General features: G+C 74.4%; 20 protein-coding genes. 5 read left to right on the top strand and 15 right to left on the bottom strand.

Annotated features, from left to right (window positions below; all coding sequences use genetic code 11):
* Window positions 1-11 precede the first annotated feature (11 nt).
* The 15 genes from AC1VL8_RS07505 to AC1VL8_RS07435 form a co-directional block, all read right to left on the bottom strand.
* Window positions 12-1,457 (bottom strand): flagellar hook-length control protein FliK, encoded by a 1,446-nt coding sequence (locus AC1VL8_RS07505; RefSeq protein WP_483074722.1) that lies wholly within the window; start codon window positions 1,455-1,457, stop codon window positions 12-14.
* Complete coding sequence (locus AC1VL8_RS07500) at window positions 1,454-1,825, bottom strand: C40 family peptidase (protein ID WP_483074721.1); 372 nt, start codon at window positions 1,823-1,825, stop codon at window positions 1,454-1,456. The genes AC1VL8_RS07505 and AC1VL8_RS07500 overlap by 4 nt, the downstream gene beginning before the upstream one ends.
* A 393-nt stretch (window positions 1,826-2,218) precedes the next feature.
* Window positions 2,219-2,668, bottom strand: coding sequence for a flagellar FliJ family protein (locus AC1VL8_RS07495; protein ID WP_483074720.1), 450 nt, complete (start codon window positions 2,666-2,668; stop codon window positions 2,219-2,221).
* A complete protein-coding gene (locus tag AC1VL8_RS07490) occupies window positions 2,665-3,987 on the bottom strand; it encodes a FliI/YscN family ATPase (protein ID WP_483076206.1) in 1,323 nt (440 codons plus the stop codon). The genes AC1VL8_RS07495 and AC1VL8_RS07490 overlap by 4 nt, the downstream gene beginning before the upstream one ends.
* A gap of 80 nt (window positions 3,988-4,067) precedes the next feature.
* Window positions 4,068-4,727 carry a FliH/SctL family protein gene (locus AC1VL8_RS07485; RefSeq protein ID WP_483074719.1) on the bottom strand — a complete coding sequence of 220 codons (660 nt, stop codon included), beginning with the start codon at window positions 4,725-4,727 and terminating at the stop codon, window positions 4,068-4,070.
* Complete coding sequence (gene fliG / locus AC1VL8_RS07480; RefSeq protein WP_483074718.1) at window positions 4,717-5,724, bottom strand: flagellar motor switch protein FliG; 1,008 nt, start codon at window positions 5,722-5,724, stop codon at window positions 4,717-4,719. Before fliG ends, AC1VL8_RS07485 begins: the two co-directional genes overlap by 11 nt.
* Window positions 5,724-7,322: a flagellar basal-body MS-ring/collar protein FliF gene (gene fliF / locus AC1VL8_RS07475; protein ID WP_483074717.1), complete on the bottom strand. Its 1,599-nt coding sequence runs from the start codon at window positions 7,320-7,322 to the stop codon at window positions 5,724-5,726. Before fliF ends, fliG begins: the two co-directional genes overlap by 1 nt.
* The gene (gene fliE, locus AC1VL8_RS07470) at window positions 7,322-7,666 is read right to left on the bottom strand and encodes a flagellar hook-basal body complex protein FliE (RefSeq protein ID WP_483074716.1); all 345 of its coding nucleotides are present in this window, start codon (window positions 7,664-7,666) and stop codon (window positions 7,322-7,324) included. Before fliE ends, fliF begins: the two co-directional genes overlap by 1 nt.
* Window positions 7,663-8,067 (bottom strand): flagellar basal body rod protein FlgC, encoded by a 405-nt coding sequence (flgC, locus tag AC1VL8_RS07465; protein ID WP_389232808.1) that lies wholly within the window; start codon window positions 8,065-8,067, stop codon window positions 7,663-7,665. The genes fliE and flgC overlap by 4 nt, the downstream gene beginning before the upstream one ends.
* Entirely contained in the window at window positions 8,067-8,408 is a 342-nt protein-coding gene (locus tag AC1VL8_RS07460) for a flagellar basal body rod protein FlgB (RefSeq protein ID WP_389234038.1), read from the bottom strand. Before AC1VL8_RS07460 ends, flgC begins: the two co-directional genes overlap by 1 nt.
* A 415-nt stretch (window positions 8,409-8,823) precedes the next feature.
* Entirely contained in the window at window positions 8,824-9,285 is a 462-nt protein-coding gene (locus tag AC1VL8_RS07455; RefSeq protein ID WP_483074715.1) for a hypothetical protein, read from the bottom strand.
* The gene (locus tag AC1VL8_RS07450) at window positions 9,275-9,718 is read right to left on the bottom strand and encodes a flagellar export chaperone FliS (protein ID WP_483074714.1); all 444 of its coding nucleotides are present in this window, start codon (window positions 9,716-9,718) and stop codon (window positions 9,275-9,277) included. The genes AC1VL8_RS07455 and AC1VL8_RS07450 overlap by 11 nt, the downstream gene beginning before the upstream one ends.
* 28 nt (window positions 9,719-9,746) lie before the next feature.
* Complete coding sequence (gene fliD, locus AC1VL8_RS07445; protein WP_483074713.1) at window positions 9,747-11,102, bottom strand: flagellar filament capping protein FliD; 1,356 nt, start codon at window positions 11,100-11,102, stop codon at window positions 9,747-9,749.
* A gap of 116 nt (window positions 11,103-11,218) precedes the next feature.
* Complete coding sequence (locus AC1VL8_RS07440) at window positions 11,219-12,430, bottom strand: flagellin N-terminal helical domain-containing protein (RefSeq protein WP_483074712.1); 1,212 nt, start codon at window positions 12,428-12,430, stop codon at window positions 11,219-11,221.
* A gap of 232 nt (window positions 12,431-12,662) precedes the next feature.
* Window positions 12,663-13,538 (bottom strand): sigma-70 family RNA polymerase sigma factor, encoded by an 876-nt coding sequence (locus tag AC1VL8_RS07435; RefSeq protein WP_483074711.1) that lies wholly within the window; start codon window positions 13,536-13,538, stop codon window positions 12,663-12,665.
* A gap of 353 nt (window positions 13,539-13,891) precedes the next feature.
* On the opposite strand from AC1VL8_RS07435, the gene flgN reads away from it, so the two are divergent.
* From flgN to AC1VL8_RS07410, 5 genes are read left to right on the top strand one after another with little or no spacing between them, the layout of a single operon-like run.
* Window positions 13,892-14,377 carry a flagellar export chaperone FlgN gene (gene flgN, locus AC1VL8_RS07430; RefSeq protein ID WP_389232825.1) on the top strand — a complete coding sequence of 162 codons (486 nt, stop codon included), beginning with the start codon at window positions 13,892-13,894 and terminating at the stop codon, window positions 14,375-14,377.
* A gap of 24 nt (window positions 14,378-14,401) precedes the next feature.
* The gene (gene flgK, locus AC1VL8_RS07425) at window positions 14,402-15,841 is read left to right on the top strand and encodes a flagellar hook-associated protein FlgK (RefSeq protein WP_483074710.1); all 1,440 of its coding nucleotides are present in this window, start codon (window positions 14,402-14,404) and stop codon (window positions 15,839-15,841) included.
* Entirely contained in the window at window positions 15,838-16,734 is an 897-nt protein-coding gene (flgL, locus tag AC1VL8_RS07420; protein ID WP_483074709.1) for a flagellar hook-associated protein FlgL, read from the top strand. Before flgK ends, flgL begins: the two co-directional genes overlap by 4 nt.
* On the top strand, window positions 16,731-17,156 hold the full coding sequence (locus AC1VL8_RS07415; RefSeq protein WP_389232835.1) for a flagellar assembly protein FliW: 426 nt from the start codon (window positions 16,731-16,733) through the stop codon (window positions 17,154-17,156). The genes flgL and AC1VL8_RS07415 overlap by 4 nt, the downstream gene beginning before the upstream one ends.
* 16 nt (window positions 17,157-17,172) lie before the next feature.
* Complete coding sequence (locus tag AC1VL8_RS07410; protein WP_389232838.1) at window positions 17,173-18,432, top strand: EAL and HDOD domain-containing protein; 1,260 nt, start codon at window positions 17,173-17,175, stop codon at window positions 18,430-18,432.
* The last annotated feature ends 107 nt before the right edge of the window (window positions 18,433-18,539 follow it).

The following is an 18,539-nucleotide window of genomic DNA, read 5'->3' as shown; positions in this document are numbered from 1 at the left end:
TGTTCCTCCGGTCAGACGAGCAGGTCGAGGCCGCCGGCGGCGGCGGACGGGCGGGCGGCGGGGTCGGCGGTGGTGCCGCCGGCGGTGCCGAGGACGGCGGGGCGGACCGTGCCGCGGTCGGCGGACGGCCGGCGGTCGGACCCGGCGGCGGCGCCGTCGCGGGCGGACGCGTCGTCGCCGCCGAGGCTGACGTCGGACGACAGGCCGCTCGCGGCGAGGTCGCGGCGCAGGTCGGGCAGCGACTGGCGCAGGGCGTCGCGGGAGGCCTCGGTCGAGCCGAGGATCTCCACACGCACCGACTCCGGGGAGATGTGCGCGACCACCTTCACCGGCCCGAAGTGCTCCGGGTCGACCGCCAGGGTCAGCACGTGCTGGCCGTTCCCCGCCGCGCGCAGGGCCGGCACCTGCTCCGCGATCTTGCCGGCGAGCTGGTCGGCCAGCGGGACGGTGCCCGTCGGGGCCGCGGTGGCGACGCGGTGCTGGACCGTGCCGACCTGGACCGCGCCCGGCTGGGCGGCGGGCGTCGCGACGGGGGCCGGGGCCGCGTCGTCGGCGGCGGCCGCGGGTGCGGCGGCGGTCACCGCGTCGGCGGCGGGGGCGTCGGTCATCGGGCCGGCGGCCGGGGCGGTCGCCACGGGGGCGAGTGCGGCAGCGGTCGCCCGGTCGGCGGCGGGCTGCGCGGCGGGGGCCGGGGTGCCGGCGGTGGGGGCCGCGGCGGCGGACGGGGCCCCCGTGGTCGGGGCCTCGGCGGTCGGCGCGGCGGCCGCGTCGGCGGGCGCCGTGGGTGCGGCGTCGGCGGCGGCCTGGCCGGGCGCGACGGGAGCCGCGGGGGCGGCGACGGGGGCGGTGGGAGCCGCCGCACCGGCGACCGCGCCGACGGCCGGCTCGGACGTGGTCGCGGTGGTCGCTGCGGTCGCGTCGGCGGCGGGGGTGGCCGCGGCGACGAGCGCCGCCTGCTGCGCGGCGAGCTCCGCGGGGACCGGGGCGGCCGGTGCCGCGGGCACGGGAACGGGCGCGACGGGGACGGTCGGGGCGTCGGCGGCGGCGTCGCCCTCGGGGGCGGTGGCCGTCGCGGCGTCGTCGGTCGCGGTCGCGTCGGTGCCGTCGGCGGACGCGGTGCCGGCGGCGCGGTCGGTGGCGGCGGCGCGGTCGGCGCGGTCGGCGCGGTCGGTGCCCCGGCTCCGGTCGCCGGCAGCGGCGCGGTCCGTCCGGTCGGCACGGTCGGCCCGGTCCGCACCGGGACGCGCGGCCCCCGGACGTGCGGCGTCGGCGCGCCGGTCGTCCGCGCGGTCCGTGGTGCGCGGGCGGTCGGCGGCACGCTCGGCCGGACGCTCAGCGGGGGCGGCGGCGAGCGCGCCCTGGAGCACGGCGTCGAACCCGGTGGCCCCGGCGCGGGCGCTGCCGGCGGCGGGCGCGGCGGTGCGCGCCGCGACGGCGGTGAGCGAGGTGGTGGTCATGCGGTGGCCCCCCAGAGGGACGAGGTCAGGAGCGAGGACGAGGAGCCGGTGCCGCCCGAGAGCAGCGCGAGCGCGTTCTGGCCGGCGGTGGTGGACGCCAGCGCGGCGGCGGAGGACCCGGTGAGCGGGTTCGCCGCGGCGGTGGCGGCGGCCTGCGGGAGGATGCGGCGGATGGTCGTGGGCTCCGCGTAGACGTCGCGGACCGTGACGACCTTGCCCGGCTTCGGGGCGTCGACCATCTTCCCGTCGCCGACGTAGATGCCGATGTGCTTGCCGCCGGACAGGATCACCAGGTCGCCCGGCAGCGCCTGCGCGAGCGAGGGCACGGCCTGGCCGAGGGTGGCCTGGTCGCGGGCGACCCGCGGCACCCCGGTGACCCCGAGGTCCGCGAGGGAGAAGCTGCACCAGACCGGAGCAGTCCAGGCCGCCCTCCGCGAGGGTCTCGCCGCCCCAGACGTACGGGGTGCCGAGGTACTTCTTCGCGGACTCGACCAGGTCCTGGCCGGTGACGGTGGTGGACAGCGCGCCGGCGGGCACGGAGGCCGCGTCGGCGACCGCACCGGTCGGCGCGGTGCCGGTGACCTGCGCGAGCGCCTGGGCGAACGCGGTCCCGGACGTCGAGCCGGCGACCGAGGTGGACGCCGAGCCGGACGCCGAGGTCGACGCCGAGATGGACGTCGAGGCGGTCGTCGCGACCGGGACGGGCGCGGTGTACGAGCGGATCTGCGCGATCCGGGCCTGGACCGCGGCGACGGCGTCGGTCATCGGTCCCCCTCCCCCGCGTCGGCGGTCGTCCGCGCACCGGCACGGCGCCCGGCGATCTCGTCCAGCACGACCTGCTCGGCGCGCTGCTCCTCGACCCGGGCGGCGGCCTCGTGCTTGTCCTGCAGCTTCTCGAGCGTCCTGGTCCGGGTGCGGGCCTGCGCCCACGCGGCGTCGGCCACGTCGACGGCGTCCTGCGCCACCATGACGCGGGCGCGGTCGTCGACCAGCAGCGCGGACAGCGCCATGCGGCTGGCGATCACGGCGCGCATGCCGAGCGCGTCGGTCTCGGACGGGAACACCGCGCCGCCGAGCGCGTGCTCGGTGGCACGGCTGCGGGCGGCGGCGGCGTCCCGGCCGCGGGTGGTCGTGGCGAGGCGGGCGGCGGCCTGCTCCTCGGCGATCGAGCGCAGACGCAGCAGCCCGGCCAGGCGGAACGCGCGGCTCACGGCAGGTCCCCCATCGCGGCGACGAGCGCGGCGAGGCGCGCCCAGGAGTCCGCGGACGGGGCGCGCTCGTCCATGCCCTGGCGCAGGAACGCGTCGATGGCGCCGCCGTGCGCGACGGCCGCGTCGACCAGCGGGTTCGACCCGGCCACGTACGCGCCGACGTCCAGCAGGTCCTGCGCCTGGCGGCGGGCCGCCATCACGCGGCGCAGCCGGGTGGCGAGGTCCTTCTGGGCGGGGTCGATCACCCGCGACGCGACGCGGGAGATGGAGCCCAGCGCGTCCACGCTGGGGAAGTGGCCGGAGACGGCGAGCGACCGCTCGAGGACGACGTGGCCGTCCAGGATGGAGCGGGCGGCGTCGGCGATCGGCTCGTTGTGGTCGTCGCCGTCCACCAGCACGGTGTAGAGGCCGGTGACGGAACCCGACGCGGCCGTGCCCGCCCGCTCGAGCAGCTGGGCGAGCAGCGCGAAGGTGCTCGGCGGGTAGCCGCGGGTGGCGGGCGGCTCGCCGACGGACAGGCCGATCTCGCGCTGGGCCATCGCCACGCGGGTCAGCGAGTCCATCATCAGCACGACGTCGTCGCCCTGGTCGCGGAACCACTCGGAGATGCGGGTCGCGACGAACGCGGAGCGCAGCCGCACCAGCGGCGGCTCGTCCGAGGTGGCGACCACGACGACGCTGCGCGCCAGGCCCTCGGGACCGAGGTCGTCCTCGAGGAACTCGCGCACCTCGCGACCACGCTCGCCGACGAGGGCGATCACGGACACCTGGGCGTCCGTGCCGCGCGCGATCATCGACAGCAGCGAGGACTTGCCGACGCCGGACCCGGCGAACAGGCCGAGGCGCTGCCCGCGACCCGCGGTGACCAGGGTGTCGAGCACCCGGACGCCGAGGTCCAGCGGCTGCGCGACCCGGGCGCGGGCCAGCGGGTGCGGGGCGTGGCCCGTGACCTCGGCGCGGGACACGCCGACCAGCGGGCCCTTGCCGTCGATGGGGCGGCCGAGGCCGTCCAGCACGCGGCCGAGCAGGCCGGGGCCGACGGGGGCGGTGAGGGCGGTGCCCCGGGGGCGGACCCGCATGCCGGCCCGCAGGCCGTGCGTCGGGCCCAGCGGCATGGCGTGCGCGGTGCCGCGGCCGGTGGCGACCACCTCGGCGGGGACCTCGGGGGTGCCCGCGCCGGTGTCGATGCCGACGAGCTCGCCGACCGCGGCGCCGGTGCCGGCGACCTCGACGGTCAGGCCGACGACGCCGCGGACCGTGCCGACCCGCTCGGGGCGGGCGACGGCCAGGGCGGAGCCCCAGACGGGCGCGCCCGGCAGGGGCGCGGGGGTGACGTCGGCGCCGGTGTGGTCCTGCTGGCCGCCGCGGGGCGTCGGGAGCAGCGTGCTCGTCGTGGTGCTCACGCGGACGCACCGCCGTCCGCGAGCGCCGCGCGGGCGCGGTCGAGCGCCGCACCGATCCGCGCGTCGAGGTACCCCTCGGGGAACTCGCCGACCGCGTCGCCGGGCGCGAGCGCCGGATCCGCGGCCAGCTCCACGCCGGTCAGGTCGGGCAGGCCGGTGAGCACGTCCCCGGAGCCGGAGCCGTCGGCGGTCAGCGCGGTCCGCACGGCCGCGAGGTCGCGGGGGTGCAGGCGCACGGTGTGCACCTCACGCGCCGGGTCCTGGGCGCGGACGCGCCGCAGCGCGGCGACCGCGGCGGTCGGGGCGTCGGCGAGCTCGGTCCCGAGCACGGCCTCGGCCAGGTCGACCGCGGCGGCGTGCAGGGTCGCCTCCGAGGCCGCGAGCACCGGGGCGCTGCGGTCGGCGGCGGCCCGCGCGGCGGCGGCCAGCACGGCGAGGGAGTCGGCGTGCTCGGCGGACCGGCGCACGTCGGCCTCGGCCCGCTCGCGCTGGACGCGGACGGCCTCGGCCTGGGCGGCACGGGCGGCCTCGCGGGCGCCGGCGGCGTACCCGGCGGCGTAGCCCGCCGCGTAGCCCTCGGCCCGCACGCCGGGGTCCGCGAGCGCGGAGCCGGCGTACGCCTGGGTGAACCCGGAGGTGCGCAGGTCAGGAGACATACTCGTCCTCGCCCTCCCGCCGGATCACGATCTGGCCCGACTCCTCGAGGCGGCGGATCGCCTGGACGATGCCGGCGCGCGCCTCCTCCACCTGGGACAGGCGGACGGGGCCGAGCAGCTCGATCTCCTCCTCGAGGTTCTCGCGGGCGCGCTCGGACAGGTTGCGCAGGATCTTGTCGCGCACCTCCGGGGCGGCGCCCTTGAGGGCGACCGACAGCTCGTTGGTCTCCACGGCGCGCAGCACGAGCTGCATGGCGCGGTCCTCGAGCAGGACGGTGTCGCCGAAGACGAACATCCGGCTGCGGACCTCGTCGGCCAGGGCCTCGTCACGGCTCTGCAGCCCCTCGAGGATCAGCTTCTCGGTCGTCGGGTCGGCGCGGTTGATGATCTCGACCAGCGGCTGGACGCCGCCGACCGCGGAGAGCTCGTTCGGGGTCAGCACCGTGGACGCCTTGCGCTGCATCGACTCGGCGATGACCGCGACGACGTCCGGCGAGGCGCGCTCCATGAGCGCGATCCGGTGCGCGACCTCGGACTGCTGGTCCGAGGGCAGGCCCGCGAGGATCGCCGAGGCGTGCTCGGGGCGCAGGTGCGCGAGGACGAGGGCGACGGCCTGCGGGTGCTCGCCGTTCAGCAGCGACAGCACCTGGCGGGCGTCGGCGTTCTGCAGGAACTCGAACGGCTGGCCGGCCATCGAGGTCTGCAGGCGCTCGAGCATCCCCGCGGCCTCGTCCCGGCCCAGCGCGCCCTCGAGCAGCTGGGTGGCGTAGCCGAGGCCGCCGTTGACGCCCGGGCCGATCATCGACGCGGAGTAGAACTCCTCGACGACCTCGTCGGCCAGGGTCTGGTCGACGCGCTCCAGGCGCAGGATCTCGGCGGTCAGCTCCTCGATCTCCGCGACCTCGAGGCGGGACATCACCTTGGCGGCGCGCTCCCGGCCGAGCTGCAGCAGCAGCATGGCGGCCTTCTGGGTGCCGGTCAGCATCGCGGTCGACATCAGCGCCGCCCGGCGGGTGCGAGCCAGCCGCGCAGGAGGTCCGCGACCTCCTCGGGCTGGTCGTCGGCGAGCGCGGCGATCTCGGCGCGCTTGACGGCGAGGGACTCCTGCACCGGGTCGATCTCGGCCGGGCCCGGCAGGGCCGGCGGGATCTCGGGCAGGTCGTCGAGCTGGGCGGACTCGTCCGGGCCCTCCATGAGGGGCAGCTCGCCGATGTCCAGGGCCTCGCGCTTGCTGCGCCGCGAGCGGCGGGCGAGCACGATGCCCACGATGATCGCGATCAGCAGCAGCGCGCCGGCGATGACCGCCTGGCGCAGCAGACCCGCGCGCTGCTCGGCGGCCGCGGCGGCGTCGGCCGCAGCCAGCGCCTCGGCGGCGGCGTCCGCACCCGTGGTGTCGAAGGCCATCGCCTGCACCACGATGCTGTCGCCCCGGGCCGCGTCGATGCCGGCGGCGGCGGTCAGGGTCGCGGTCAGCTGCGTCAGGTCGACGCCGGCCGCGGCGGTCTGGTCGACGAGCACGCCGATCGACTGCTTCTGCACGGTGCCGGGCGCGACGGTCGTGACCTCGGTGACCTTGTTGACCGCGTTGGTGACGTCCTCGGTGGTCTTGGAGTACGAACCGGTGCCGTCGCCCTCGCCGTTGGGGACCGCGATGTTGTCGGGGCCGAGCACGCCGGTCGCGTTGCCGCTGCCGGTGCCGGTGTAGGTCTCCTCGGTGGTGGACGAGCCGAGCGGCGGGACGTCCGCGGGGGCCGCGAACTCCTCCGACGTGCGCTGCGTCTGGTCCTGGTTGAGCGCGGCGGTGACCGAGACGGTCGAGTTCCCCGCGCCGACCACCTGGTCGAGCATGGCCTGCACGGCGCCGGTGACCCGCTGCTCGTAGGCGGAGGTCGCGTCGTCGCCGGAGCCGGACGTGATGCCGGTGCCGACCTCGGACAGGACCTTGCCGGTGGAGTCGATGACCGCGACGTCGGTGGCCTTCATGCCCTCGATGCCCGCGGACACCAGGTGCACGATCGCCTCGACCTGCGGGGTGGTGAGGTCCTTGCCGGCGCGGGTCCGCACGACGACCGAGGCCGTCGGGTCCTGCTGCTCGGACACGAACACCGTCTCCGCGGGCAGCGCGAGCTTCACCGCGGCGGACTCGACGCCGTCCAGGGCGCCGATCGTCTTGGCGAGCTCGCCCTCGATGGCGCGCTGGTAGGTGGTCTGCTGCTGGAACTCGCTGGACGTCATCGACATCCCGTCGAGCAGCGAGTAGCCCTCGCCCTCGGAGTTCGCGGGCAGGCCCGCCGAGGCGAGCGACAGCCGCAGGTCGTAGATCTTGCTCTGCGGCACCAGGACCGTGCCGCCGCCGTCGGCGAGCTCGTACTGCACGCCCTGCGCCGTGAGCTGGTCGACGACCGCCGAGGCGTCCGTCGCGGACAGGCCCGAGAACAGGGGGCTGAGCGAGGGCTTGCTCGCCCAGGAGTACAGCGCGAACCCGCCGAGCAGCAGCGCCGCCAGCGCGATCAGCGCGAACGTCTTCTGCGGCAGCGAGAACTGCTGGACCGCGCCGCCCATGCGGCCGAACAGGGACTTCACCTGGGCGGGCATCAGGCCTGCATCCTCATGATCTCGGTGAACGCGTCGACGGCCTTGTTGCGCACGGCGGCGGTGAGCTCGAGCGCGAGCTTCGCCTCGGACGACGCGACGGTGTAGTCGTGCACGTCGTCGAGGTCGCCGGTCACGGCCTGGACCGCGAGCGCGTTGCTCGTCGACTGCAGCTGCTGGACGTGGTCGAGGGCGCCGAGCGCGGAGGCGAAGCCCCCGTCGAGCCCGGCGGCGCCGGCGGCACCGGACGTGCCGGAGACGCCGCTCGCGCCGGCGACGCCGGACAGGTCGGACAGGTAGGAGGTCGGCGCGACGCTGGTCACGCCGCCGATCGCGTCGATGCTCATGCGTTGCGTCCGATCTGGAGGGCCGCCTCGTAGGACGCGCGGGCACGGTCGACGACCGCCGCGTTCGCCTGGTAGCCGCGCTGGGCGATGATCAGCTGGGTCATCTGGCTGGCCATGTCGACGTCGGGGTACCGGACGTACCCGTCGTCGTCGGCCAGGGGGTTGGTGGGCTCGTAGACCATGCGGCCCTCGGCGGAGCCGAGCGCGATGCCCGCGACCTGCACGCCGCCGCCGTCCGCGGACGCGATCTCGGTGGCGATGACGTGCTTGGCCCGGTAGGCCTCCTCGTCGGTGCCCCGGACCGTGTTCTGGTTCGCGAGGTTGTCGCTCACGGCGTCGAGCCACTTGCGGTGCACGGTCATGCCGGTGCTGGCGATGCCGATCGCCCCGAACGTGCCCATCAGCTGGTCCTCATCGCGGCGCGGACGCTGGAGAACGTGCCGTCGACCGCCTGGGTCGCGAGCTGGTAGCGCAGCTGGGTGTCGATGTTGAGCAGCGTCTCCTCGTCGAGGTTGACGTTGTTCCCGTCGGTGCGGGTCGGCTCCAGGGAGCGCGCGACCGTTGCGGTGACGGCACCGGACCGGTTGTCCACGGCCCGGGCCAGCTCGCTCTCGAACGCGACCTTCTTGGCCTGGTAGCCGGGAGTGTTGATGTTCGCCACGTTCTCGGCGATGGCGCGCTGGCGCAGAGCCAGGCCGTCGAGCGCGCTGTTGAGCGCGACATAGCTCACGGAGTCGAACATGCCCATAGCAGGGTCACCCTCACCGAGGTTGGTCCTGAGTCGGCCGATCCGTGGCCTGCTGCGCGAGCGATCCGTGCTCAGACCTCTCATCGGCTCCGCGGGGGTGTCGCTGAGGTGCGCGGGCGACTTTTCTCGCCCGTCACCCGCGCGGCGGAAGCGTTTCGATGAGAATGTCCGACTTTGCCGAGAAATGTCCCGCGCCTCCGCTGGGTGCTACCACCCCACCCCGCTCGTGCCCCCCCCTGCTGCTTCCCGGGTGGATCCACCCCGCGCGACCCGCCGGCGCGTCGGACACGGGATCGTCCACACCCCGGGGCTGCCGCCGCGGGGTGGATCCACCCGGGGCGGCACGCGGGGGTGTCGGGGCGGGAATCCTCCACGCGACGCCCCGGTGCCCGACGTCGCGTGACGGGCGTCAGCCCTCGATGTCGAGGTAGACCGGGGCCGCGGCGGCGCGGGTGCGCAGGCCGTCGGAGGTGCGCAGGCGGCGGCGGTGCTCGCCCAGCTGCTCGGCGGTGCGGCGGACCAGGTCGCGCTGGCGCTCGACGAGCGCGGCGGCGCGCGGGGCGAGGGACAGCGGCAGGGCGCCGAGGCCGCGGGGGGTGCGCCAGGGCTCGGTGACCGCGACGTCGACGACGACGTCCTCGGTCACGTCCGGACCCGGGGTGCGGGCGACGCGGAGCAGGTCCTCCGCGCGGTCCGCCTCGTGCTCCATCGCGGTCAGCGCGGTGACCCAGGCGGCCTCGCGCGCGGCGCGGGCGTCCCGGTCGTCGTGACCGGCGTGGTCGCCGGCGCCGGTCCCGGGGTGCGCGTCGGCGTCGAGCCGTGCGCCCTCGAGGGTGCCCACCGCCGCGACGGCGGGGGCGTCAGCCGACACCGAGCACCCCGGACCCGGCGCCGAGCCCCTCGGAGACGGGCGCGGGCCGCGGCGTCGGCACGTCGGCGGCGACCGCCGTGGCGGCCTCCCGCCAGGCCTCGGCCAGCGGGGCGACGACCGCGCGGCAGGCCGCGGCGCGGTCGGCGTCGCCGGCCATGCTCGCGCCGATCATCTCGGACAGCAGGTACGTGTAGATCGACAGCAGCCGGTCGCCGCCGTCCCAGGCGCCCACGTTCAGGTTGGCGATGAACTCCGCCACGATCTCCTGCGCGTGCGCGAGGTGCTGGGTGCCCTCGGCCCGGACGCCGGCGCGCAGCGCGGCCTCGGCCCGGTCCAGGTCCAGCAGCAGCCGGTCGTAGAGCATGGTGAGGAGCTTGGCGGGGCCGGCGGTGGCGACCGCGTCGGCGAGGTACCGGTTCCGGACGTCGTACACGACGGTCCTGCCTTCCGTTCGGGGCGGGTCAGCTCGCGTTGTTCGCGTTGAGCTGGGCGAGCTGCTGGCTGAGGAAGTTCGAGGTCGACTGCATCTTCGACATCGCGACCTCCATCGCGGTGTACGTGCGGGTCAGGGACGCGCGACGCGTGGTCAGGCGGTCGTCCCAGTCGGCGATCCGGTCGGCGAGGTCGCTGACCTCGCCCTCGTAGGACTTGATCTGCGCGGTCAGCGAGCCCTTGGTCGGGTCCGACGCGGAGGTCGCGGCGGTCTCCAGGGTGCTGGCCACGGCCTGCACGATCTTCTGGGTGCCGACCGGGTCCGCGTTGTACGCCGCGGTGAACTTCGCCTCGTCGTAGGTGAACGTGCCGTCCTTGCCGAGGACGATGCCGACCGACGCGGGCGACTTGCCGTCGACCTGCAGGGCGCCGGCGGTGAGCGCGGCCTGCTGCATGACGCGCACGGCCGTGTTGCCGGACAGGAGGCCGCCCTTGAGGATCGACCCGCCGTCGGACGCGGTGCCCGTGGAGGACTTGGTGCGGTCGGCGATGTCGCCGAGCACGGCGCTGAGGTTGGTCACGATGTTCGCGGCGAGCTTGCTCATCGTCGCGGCGTTGCGGCCGACCGTGACGGTGACCTCCTCGGCGCCCGTCTTGCTGACGGTGAGGTCGACGCCGGTGAGCACGCCCTTGAACTCGTTGCTCGAGGAGAACACCTTCGTCTCGCCGGGCGTGCCGGGCCACAGCGTGATCTGCGCGTCGGCGGCGGTCCGCAGCGACTGCGCGGACAGCGCGGTCCCGTCGTTGGGGTTGATCGCGGTCAGCGAGAACGAGTTCGTCGCGCCGGTGGTGGTGCCGGTGAGCTGGAGCTTGTAGACCGGGTCCTTCGCGGTGCCCACGTTCACGGCGGACGCGGAGACGCCGGTGCCCTCGGCGTTGAAGGCGGAGACGATGTCGCCGATGTGGTCGCTCGACGCGGTGATGGTCTTGAGCTCGCCGCCGATGGCCAGCGTGAACATCGGCTTCGCGTCGGAGTACGACGTCGGGAGCGTGTAGAGGGTCGACTGCGAGGACGCCAGCGTGTCGACGGTCATCGTGACGGAGGACGGCGTCGCGTCCGTCGACGTCACGGCCACGACGGACGTCGACGTGGACGACGCGGTCGTGGTCTGCCAGGACTCGGCCTTGAGGGCGGTCGTGGCGGCGGTGCCCAGGGAGGCGACCTTGGTGTTGAGCGACTGCAGCGCGGAGACCACGGACTGCAGACCGGTCCGCTTGGACGCCAGCAGCTTCTGCTGGTTGCCCTCGACCGCCAGGAGCTGGTCGATGAGCTCGGTCGTCTTCATGCCGCTGATCAGGCCGTCGATGCCGATGCTGCCCACCATGCTGGTGCGGTCCTTCCCGGGGTCGGTGCTCGTGCGCGGCGGTGCCGGCACGCGACAGGCGGTGGGTGGACGGTCGTCCACCCACCGCCTGTCAGGTCATGCGGTACCCCTGGCCGTCACCGGCCCGGGGTGTCAGCTCGCTGGAGGAGCTGGAGCACGCTCTGCGGCAGGTTCTTGGCCTGGGCGAGCATCGCCGTACCGGCCTGCGACAGGATCGAGGCGCGGGTGTAGCTGACCATCTCGGACGCCATGTCGGTGTCGCGGATGCGGCTCTCGGACGCGGTCAGGTTCTCCACCGCGACGTTGAGGTTGTTGATGGTGTGGTCGAAGCGGTTCTGGACCGCACCGAGGGAGGAACGGACCGAGGAGACCGAGGTGATGGCGGCGTCGATCAGGTCGATCGCGTCGTCGGCACCCGAGGCCTGCTTGAAGCCGATCTCGGTGGCGGCGACCTCGGCGGCCGTGCCCGTCGTGGCCGCACCGGTCAGGGTGATGCCGGTCGCCGTGGCGGCGGCCGTGGCGGCACCCGCACCGAACTTGGCGGTGAGGGCGTTGTTCAGCGCGGTGACGGCGCCGGCCGAGGTGGTGACACCGGTGTAGTCGACCGACTTCAGGTCGAGCGACTTGGAGCCGATGGTGACCGTGCCGTTGAGGTCCGTGAAGTTCTTCACGTCGTCAGCGGTGTAGTCCACGGCCGCACCGAGGGTCTTGACGCCGGCGGTGCCGGACGCGGCCGAGGTGGTGTTGGCGACGGTGGTCGCGTTGGCCGAGATGGTGGTGACGTCGACGTTCGCGACGCCCAGGCCGACGGCGCCGAGGCCCTGGCCGTTGCCGGTCTCGATCTTGACGTTGATCTTGTCCTGCGCCGAGGTGTTGGCGCCGACCTGGAACGAACCGTCGTACTTGCCGTCCAGCAGCTTCTTGCCGTTGAACTGCGTGGTGTCCGCGATGCGGGTGAGCTCGGTCTTGAGCTCGGACAGCTCGTCCTGGATGTTGGACTTCGCGGTGTCGGACAGACCACCCTCGTTGGACGCCTGGACCGACAGCGTACGCATGCGCTGCAGGATGGAGTGCGTCTCGGTCAGGGCGCCTTCAGCGGTCTGCACGACCGAGATGCCGTCCTGGGCGTTGCGGACGGCCTGCGTGGTGCCGCCGATCTGGGCGCGGAGGCCCTCGGAGATCGCCAGGCCGGCAGCGTCGTCCGCCGCGCGGTTGATGCGCAGGCCGCTGGAGAAGCTCTCCAGGGACTTGCCCAGGTCGTTCTGCGTGGCGGAGAGGTTGCGGTACGCGTTCAGTGCCGCGATGTTCGTGTTGACGGAGAGCGCCATGGTTCTCTTCTTCCTTGATCGGGGTACTCGTGGCCCATCCGTGGGCTCACCCTTGAACTTCGACCGCGGCGCCGCACCTCTGAGGGTTTCGCCGCGGTTCACCCGATAGGGGCAACGCGGGCCGCTGACCAGGCAGAACACCCCTGGAGCACGCGAAAGGCGCCGGCCGCGGGGTTCGCGGACCGGCGCCTGGCGCGGTGTGAACGAGCTCGGTGGGGGTGCTGCTCCGGCGTCAGACCGCGAGGGTCCGGGCGGCGCGGGTGTCGCCCTCGAACGGCGTGGGGACGCCGGCGGCCTCGACCTGGTGGCCGGCGGCCGTCATGGCGGCGCGCGAGGCGACGGCGGCGAAGTAGCTGCGGCGGCGGCGCTCGGCGACGCCGTCGGGCCGCTCGGCGGCGGGGACCATGTCGGGGTCCAGGCTCGCGTTCAGGCCGTCGCGCATGAGGGCCAGGCCCTCGGTGCGCAGCTGGCTGATCCGCGACTGGGTGACGCCCAGCTCGTCGGCGAGCTCGGCGACGGACCGGTCCTGGAGGAACAGGCCCTCGACGACGGTGCGCAGCCGGTCGGGCAGCGTGTCGACGGCGGCGCGGAGGTAGCGGAGCCGCTCGGTGAGGAGGACGTTGTCCTCCGGGCCGGGGGCGTCGTCGCGGACGAGGTCGGCGACGGGGTGCACCGAGGCGTCCATCGACAGCACGCGGCGCTCGGCGTCCTGGCGGGCCTGGTCGACGGCGGCGACGTCGGTGCCGAGCTCGGAGGCGAGCTCCGTGCGGGTGGGCACGCGGCCGAGGGTCGCGGTGAGGCGGTCGCTCGCGGCCGACATCTCACGGGCGCGGTGGCGGGCGCCGCGGGAGGCCCAGTCCATCGAGCGCAGCTCGTCGATCAGGGCGCCGCGGATGCGCAGCGCGGCGTAGCGGGCGAAGGGGACGCCGGTCTCGGCGTCGTACGCGCGGGAGGCGAGCACGAGGGCGAGGTGACCGGCCGAGACGAGGTCGTCGCGGCTGACGGTGGCGGGGACCCGGGAGAGGACCTCGCTCACCTGGTAGCCCACGAGGGGCATGTGCGCGACGACGAGCGCGTCGGTGGCGGGGGTGGATGCGGAGCTGTTCACGAGACGGTTCTCGGTCCCGCTGAAACAGGCCTTGAGTTTTTCTCATCAAGTTCTCAGAGACCCGATCTATGCGACTTCCGCGGCCATTTCGGACCTTCCGGTCTGACAAATCGGACATCCGACGACATAGTTCCGGAGCCCTCGCGCAATCTGTGATGCACGTCACATCAGGGAATCCGCTCTCCGGGTCGATACCTGTCATCAGCAGCATCTGACCGTGCGGTACAACCCGCGCGGCAGAGACCTGTCCGATTTCGCTCAGGACCACGGGGCGGTGCCCGATAGGAGGTGCAAGCCCGCCGGAGACCTCGCGGAAACCGGCCCCACCGCTGCACGGAAAGGGGACTCCCCCGATGGCCTTGAGCCAGCTGTCCGACGTCCTGTGGTCCGAGCGCCGTCTGCTCGAGCTGCTGCTGTTCAAGCTCGAGGAGGAGCAGCTCGTGCTGACCAGCGGACGCACCCGGTGGCTGGCCCACGCCACGCGGGAGGTCGAGTCCGTGCTCGACCAGATCCGCGACGCCGAGCTCGGCCGCTCCGTCGAGGCCGACGCCGTCGCCCTCGAGCTCGGCCTCGAGCCCGGCGGCAGCCTCCGCGAGCTCGCCGAGCACGCCCCCACCCCGTGGGACGACCTGCTGCACGCGCACCGGGACGCCTTCGTCCAGCTCACCACCGAGATCAGCCAGCTCGCCGACGGCAACCGCGAGCTGCTCGCCATGTCCCACCGGGCGACGCAGGAGACCCTCATGTCCCTGCAGCAGTCCGTGCAGACCTACGACCCGCAGGGTCACACCACCGCCGAGGCCGATCGCAGCGCACAGCTGATCGACCAGTCGTTCTGATCTGAACTGCGAGGAAGAGGACCCGTGAGCACCTTCTCCGGACTGGGCACCGCGCTCAGCTCCCTGATCGCCCAGCGCCAGGCGCTGGAGGTCTCGGGGCAGAACGTCGCGAACGCCAACACCGTCGGCTACACCCGCCAGCGCGCCGCGCTGTCGTCGCTGCCCGCCGCCACCGTCCCGTCGATGTTCGCCACGACGAACGGCGTCGGCCAGGGCACCTCGGTGACCGGGTTCGAGCGCCTCGGCGACGTGTTCCTCGACGCCCGGCTGCGCAACGAGACCTCGGGCGCCGCCCGGCTCGCCGCGGTCGCCGGCGAGTACAAGACCCTCGAGGGCGTCGTCGGCGAGCCGTCCAAGACCGGCTTCTCCAAGGACCTCACCGCGTTCTGGAGCGCCTGGTCCGACGTCGCCAACAACGCCGGCTCCTCCACCGACGCCAGCGGCGCCGTCCTGCTCGAGCGCGCCAAGGCGGTCACCGACCGCATCGCGACGCTCTACCAGGACACCGGCACCCAGTGGCAGCAGGCGCTCACCACGACGACGTCGCTCGTCACCCAGGTGAACACCACCGCCGCGAACATCGCGGACCTCAACACCCGGATCCGCTCCATCAGCAACTCCGGCGGCTCCGCCAACGAGCTGATGGACCAGCGCGACCTCCTCGTCACCCAGCTGTCCGGCCTGGTCGGCGCGTCCAGCCGCACCAACGACGACGGCACCGTCGACGTCATGGTCGCCGGCAACGCGCTCGTCTCCGGCGGCAACGCCAGCGAGCTCGCGGTCTCCGCCGGCAGCCCCGCCTCGTTCCAGGCCGCGGTCGACGGCGGCGCCGTCTCGATCGTCTGGAAGAGCAGCGGCCACCCCGCCGGCCTGGACGGCGGTCGCGTCGCCGGCCTGCTGACCGCGCTCGCCCCGCCCGCCGGCGGTGGCCTGCTCACCACGGCCGCCGGCTCCCTGAACGCGATCGCCACCAGCATCGCCGGCCAGGTCAACGCGATCCACAGCACCGGCTACACCGTCGCCGGCTACGCCACGAACACCCCCGCGGGCGACTTCTTCTCGCTCACCGCGGGCCAGCCCGCCGCGCTCGGCCTCAAGGTCGCCGTCGCGAGCACCGCCGACATCGCCATCGCCGGCGCCGGCAAGGGCGCGCACGACGGCAGCGTCGGCCGGCAGATCGCCGCCATCGCCGCCGCGACCGGCAGCCCCGACGCCCAGTGGTCGTCCTTCGTGGTCGACCTCGGCGTCAAGTCCGCCAGCGCCACCTCCCGCGCGACCGTCGCGGAGGCCGCCCGGTCCACCGCCGCCGCCGCGCAGCTCGCCCAGACCAGCGTCGACACCGACGAGGAGTCCGTGAACATGCTGGCGTTCCAGCGGGCCTACGAGGGCGCCGCGCGCGTCCTCACCACGATCGACGAGATGCTCGACACGCTGATCAACCGCACGGGGGTGGTGGGCCGATGACCTCCATCGGACGCGTCACGCACTTCACGGTGCGCAGCTCGACGCTCGGCAACGTCCAGGCGAACCTGCAGCGGATGTCCGAGCTGCAGTCCCAGATGTCCTCGGGCAAGAAGATCAACCTCGCCTCGGACGACCCGGCCGGCACCGCCGACGTGCTCCGCATCGAGAGCGAGCAGCGCCAGCTGGACCAGTTCAGCCGCAACGCCGCCGACGGCGAGGCGTGGCTCGTCACCATCGACAGCGCGCTGGCCACCGCCCTGAAGTCCGTCTCCAAGGCGCGCGAGCTCACGGTGCGCGGCGGCGACGGCGCCCTCGGCGACACGTCCCGCCTCGCCCTCGCGGAGGAGATGGACGGCATCCGCGAGGCCCTGCTCACGCAGGCCAACACCACCTACCTCGGCCGTCCGGTGTTCGCCGGCACGTCCGGGACGCCGGCCTACGGGCCCGGCGTCGACGGCGCCTACACGTTCAACGGCGTCGCCACGGGCTCCGTCGAGCGCACCGTCGCGAGCGGCACCACCGTCCGCGTCGACTCGCTCGGCTCCGCCGTCTTCGGGGAGGGCGACACCTCGGTGTTCGCCCTGCTCGACTCGATCTCCGCCACGCTCAAGGCCGGCGGCGACCCCTCGGACCAGCTCGCCGCGATCGACGAGCACATGGACAACCTGCTGACCGAGGTCTCCTCGATCGGTGCCCGCCAGAACCAGGTCGACTCCGCCCAGAACCTCATCGAGGAGGCCCAGCTCACGTCGAAGACGCGGCTGTCGGCCATCCAGGACGTCGACCTCGCGCAGATCTTCCTCGACCTCGGGTCGCAGGAGGTCGCGTACAAGGGTGCCCTCGGAGCCGCCGCCAAGGTCCTGCAGCCGACTCTCCTGGACTTCCTGAGATGAGCACTCTGACCGTGGACGCCGCGCGTCGCACCCACCTGCCCGAGCACCTCCACCTGAGCTCCCCCATGCCGGGGCTGGTCGGGTACGAGGACTTCACGCTCACCCCCCTGGACGACGCCGGCGTGCTCTACGCGCTGCGCTCCGAGCCCGACGGCGCCCGCCCCGTGCGGCTGTTCGTCATCGACCCGGACGCGTTCTTCCCGGACTACGAGCCCACGATCGACGGCGACGTGCTCGCCGCCCTCGGCACCGACAGCGAGCACGCCGTGCGCCTCGTCGTCGTGCGCCCCGCCGACGGCGGCGAGCCGCCGACCGCCAACCTGCTGGCCCCGCTGGTGCTCGACCCGGCGAGCGGTGCCGCGGTCCAGACCGTCCTCACCGAGGACTGGCCGCTGCGCGCGCCGCTCGGCCGGGCCGCCTGACCAAGGAGACCCACCCATGACCTCGACCCTCGGGGCCGACCCCGCACGCCCCGCCGGGCAGCGGGCACCCAGCGGCAGCCCGATCCCGATCGGCGGTGGCGAGGCCACCGTCCAGCGGCAGCCCGTCGTGCACCCCGACCGGTCCGTCTACGGGTACGCCGTGCGCGTGCTCATCAGCGGACCGACCGGAGCGCCCCTGCCGGACGAGGCCACCGAGCAGGCCGTCGACGCCGCGTACCGGCGCCTCGACCTGCCGGGTCTCGCGGGCGACAAGCCCGTGCTGCTGCGCGCGACGTCCGGGCTGCTCGCCGGGACCAGCGCCGTCTGGTACGACGCCGAGCGGCTGGTCTTCGAGGTCACCCCCGCGCTCGCGCGCCGCCCCGACATCGACACGCTCGTCGCGGCGGCCACCCTCCGCGGCAGCCGGCTCGCGCTCGCCGACTACGACGGCTCCGCCCCGCAGGACCGGCTGCTCGACCGCGTGTCGGTCGTCAAGGTCGACCTGCGGCACGGCCCGGACCACTGCGCCCTGCTGGTCGCCCGTGCGCACGACGCCGGCGCGACCGTCGTCGTCGAGCACACCGACAGCACCGAGCGCCTGGAGACCGCCGCGTCCCTCGGCGTCGACCTGCTGCAGGGCCCGATGTTCCACCGCGACCCGCCCGTCACGCGCCGCACGTTCTCCGCCGGCGAGCTCCAGTGCCTCGAGCTGCTGCGCGTGCTGTCCGCGGACTCCGTCGACCAGCAGCTCGTCGTCCGCACCGTCGCCACCGACCCCGAGCTGTCGATGCGCGTGCTGCACCTCGTGAACTCGTCGGCCTTCGGTCTCCGGCGCGAGATCGACTCCGTGCAGCAGGCCGTCGTCCTGGTCGGCCCGCGGCAGCTGCACGCCCTGGCGATCGCGTCGCTCATCGACGCCAAGCCGTCCTCCGTGCAGGCCCTGTGGTCGATCCTCACCCGCGCGCAGACCTGCCACGCCCTCGCCGGCGACGACACCGGCTACACCGTGGGCCTGCTGTCCGCGGTCGCGTCGCAGCAGCGGTTCGACCTCACCGACCTGGTCACCCGGTCCGGCGTCTCCGACGCGCTGGCCGGCGCGGTCCTGCGGCACGAGGGCCCCCTCGGCCACGTGCTCGCGGCGGTGCTCGCGCACGAGGAGAACGACGTCGCCGGGGTCGCGGCCACGGGGCTCGAGCCCTGGGACGTCGCGCACGCCTACCTCGCCGCCGTCCCGCAGGCCCTGGCCACCGCCACGGCCCTCGCCTTCGGCGACTGACCCCCCGGCACAGCGCCCACGAGTGGTCACGACACGCTGGATCCCGGACCTCCGGCCCCGCGTGTCGTGACCACTCGTGCGCTCGGGTGGGTGCGGGCGGGCGGTGC

This window comes from Cellulomonas sp. KU4C (assembly GCF_056868065.1).
Note: the sequence above shows the minus strand (reverse complement) of the source record. Positions and strands in the feature narration are given on the sequence as shown.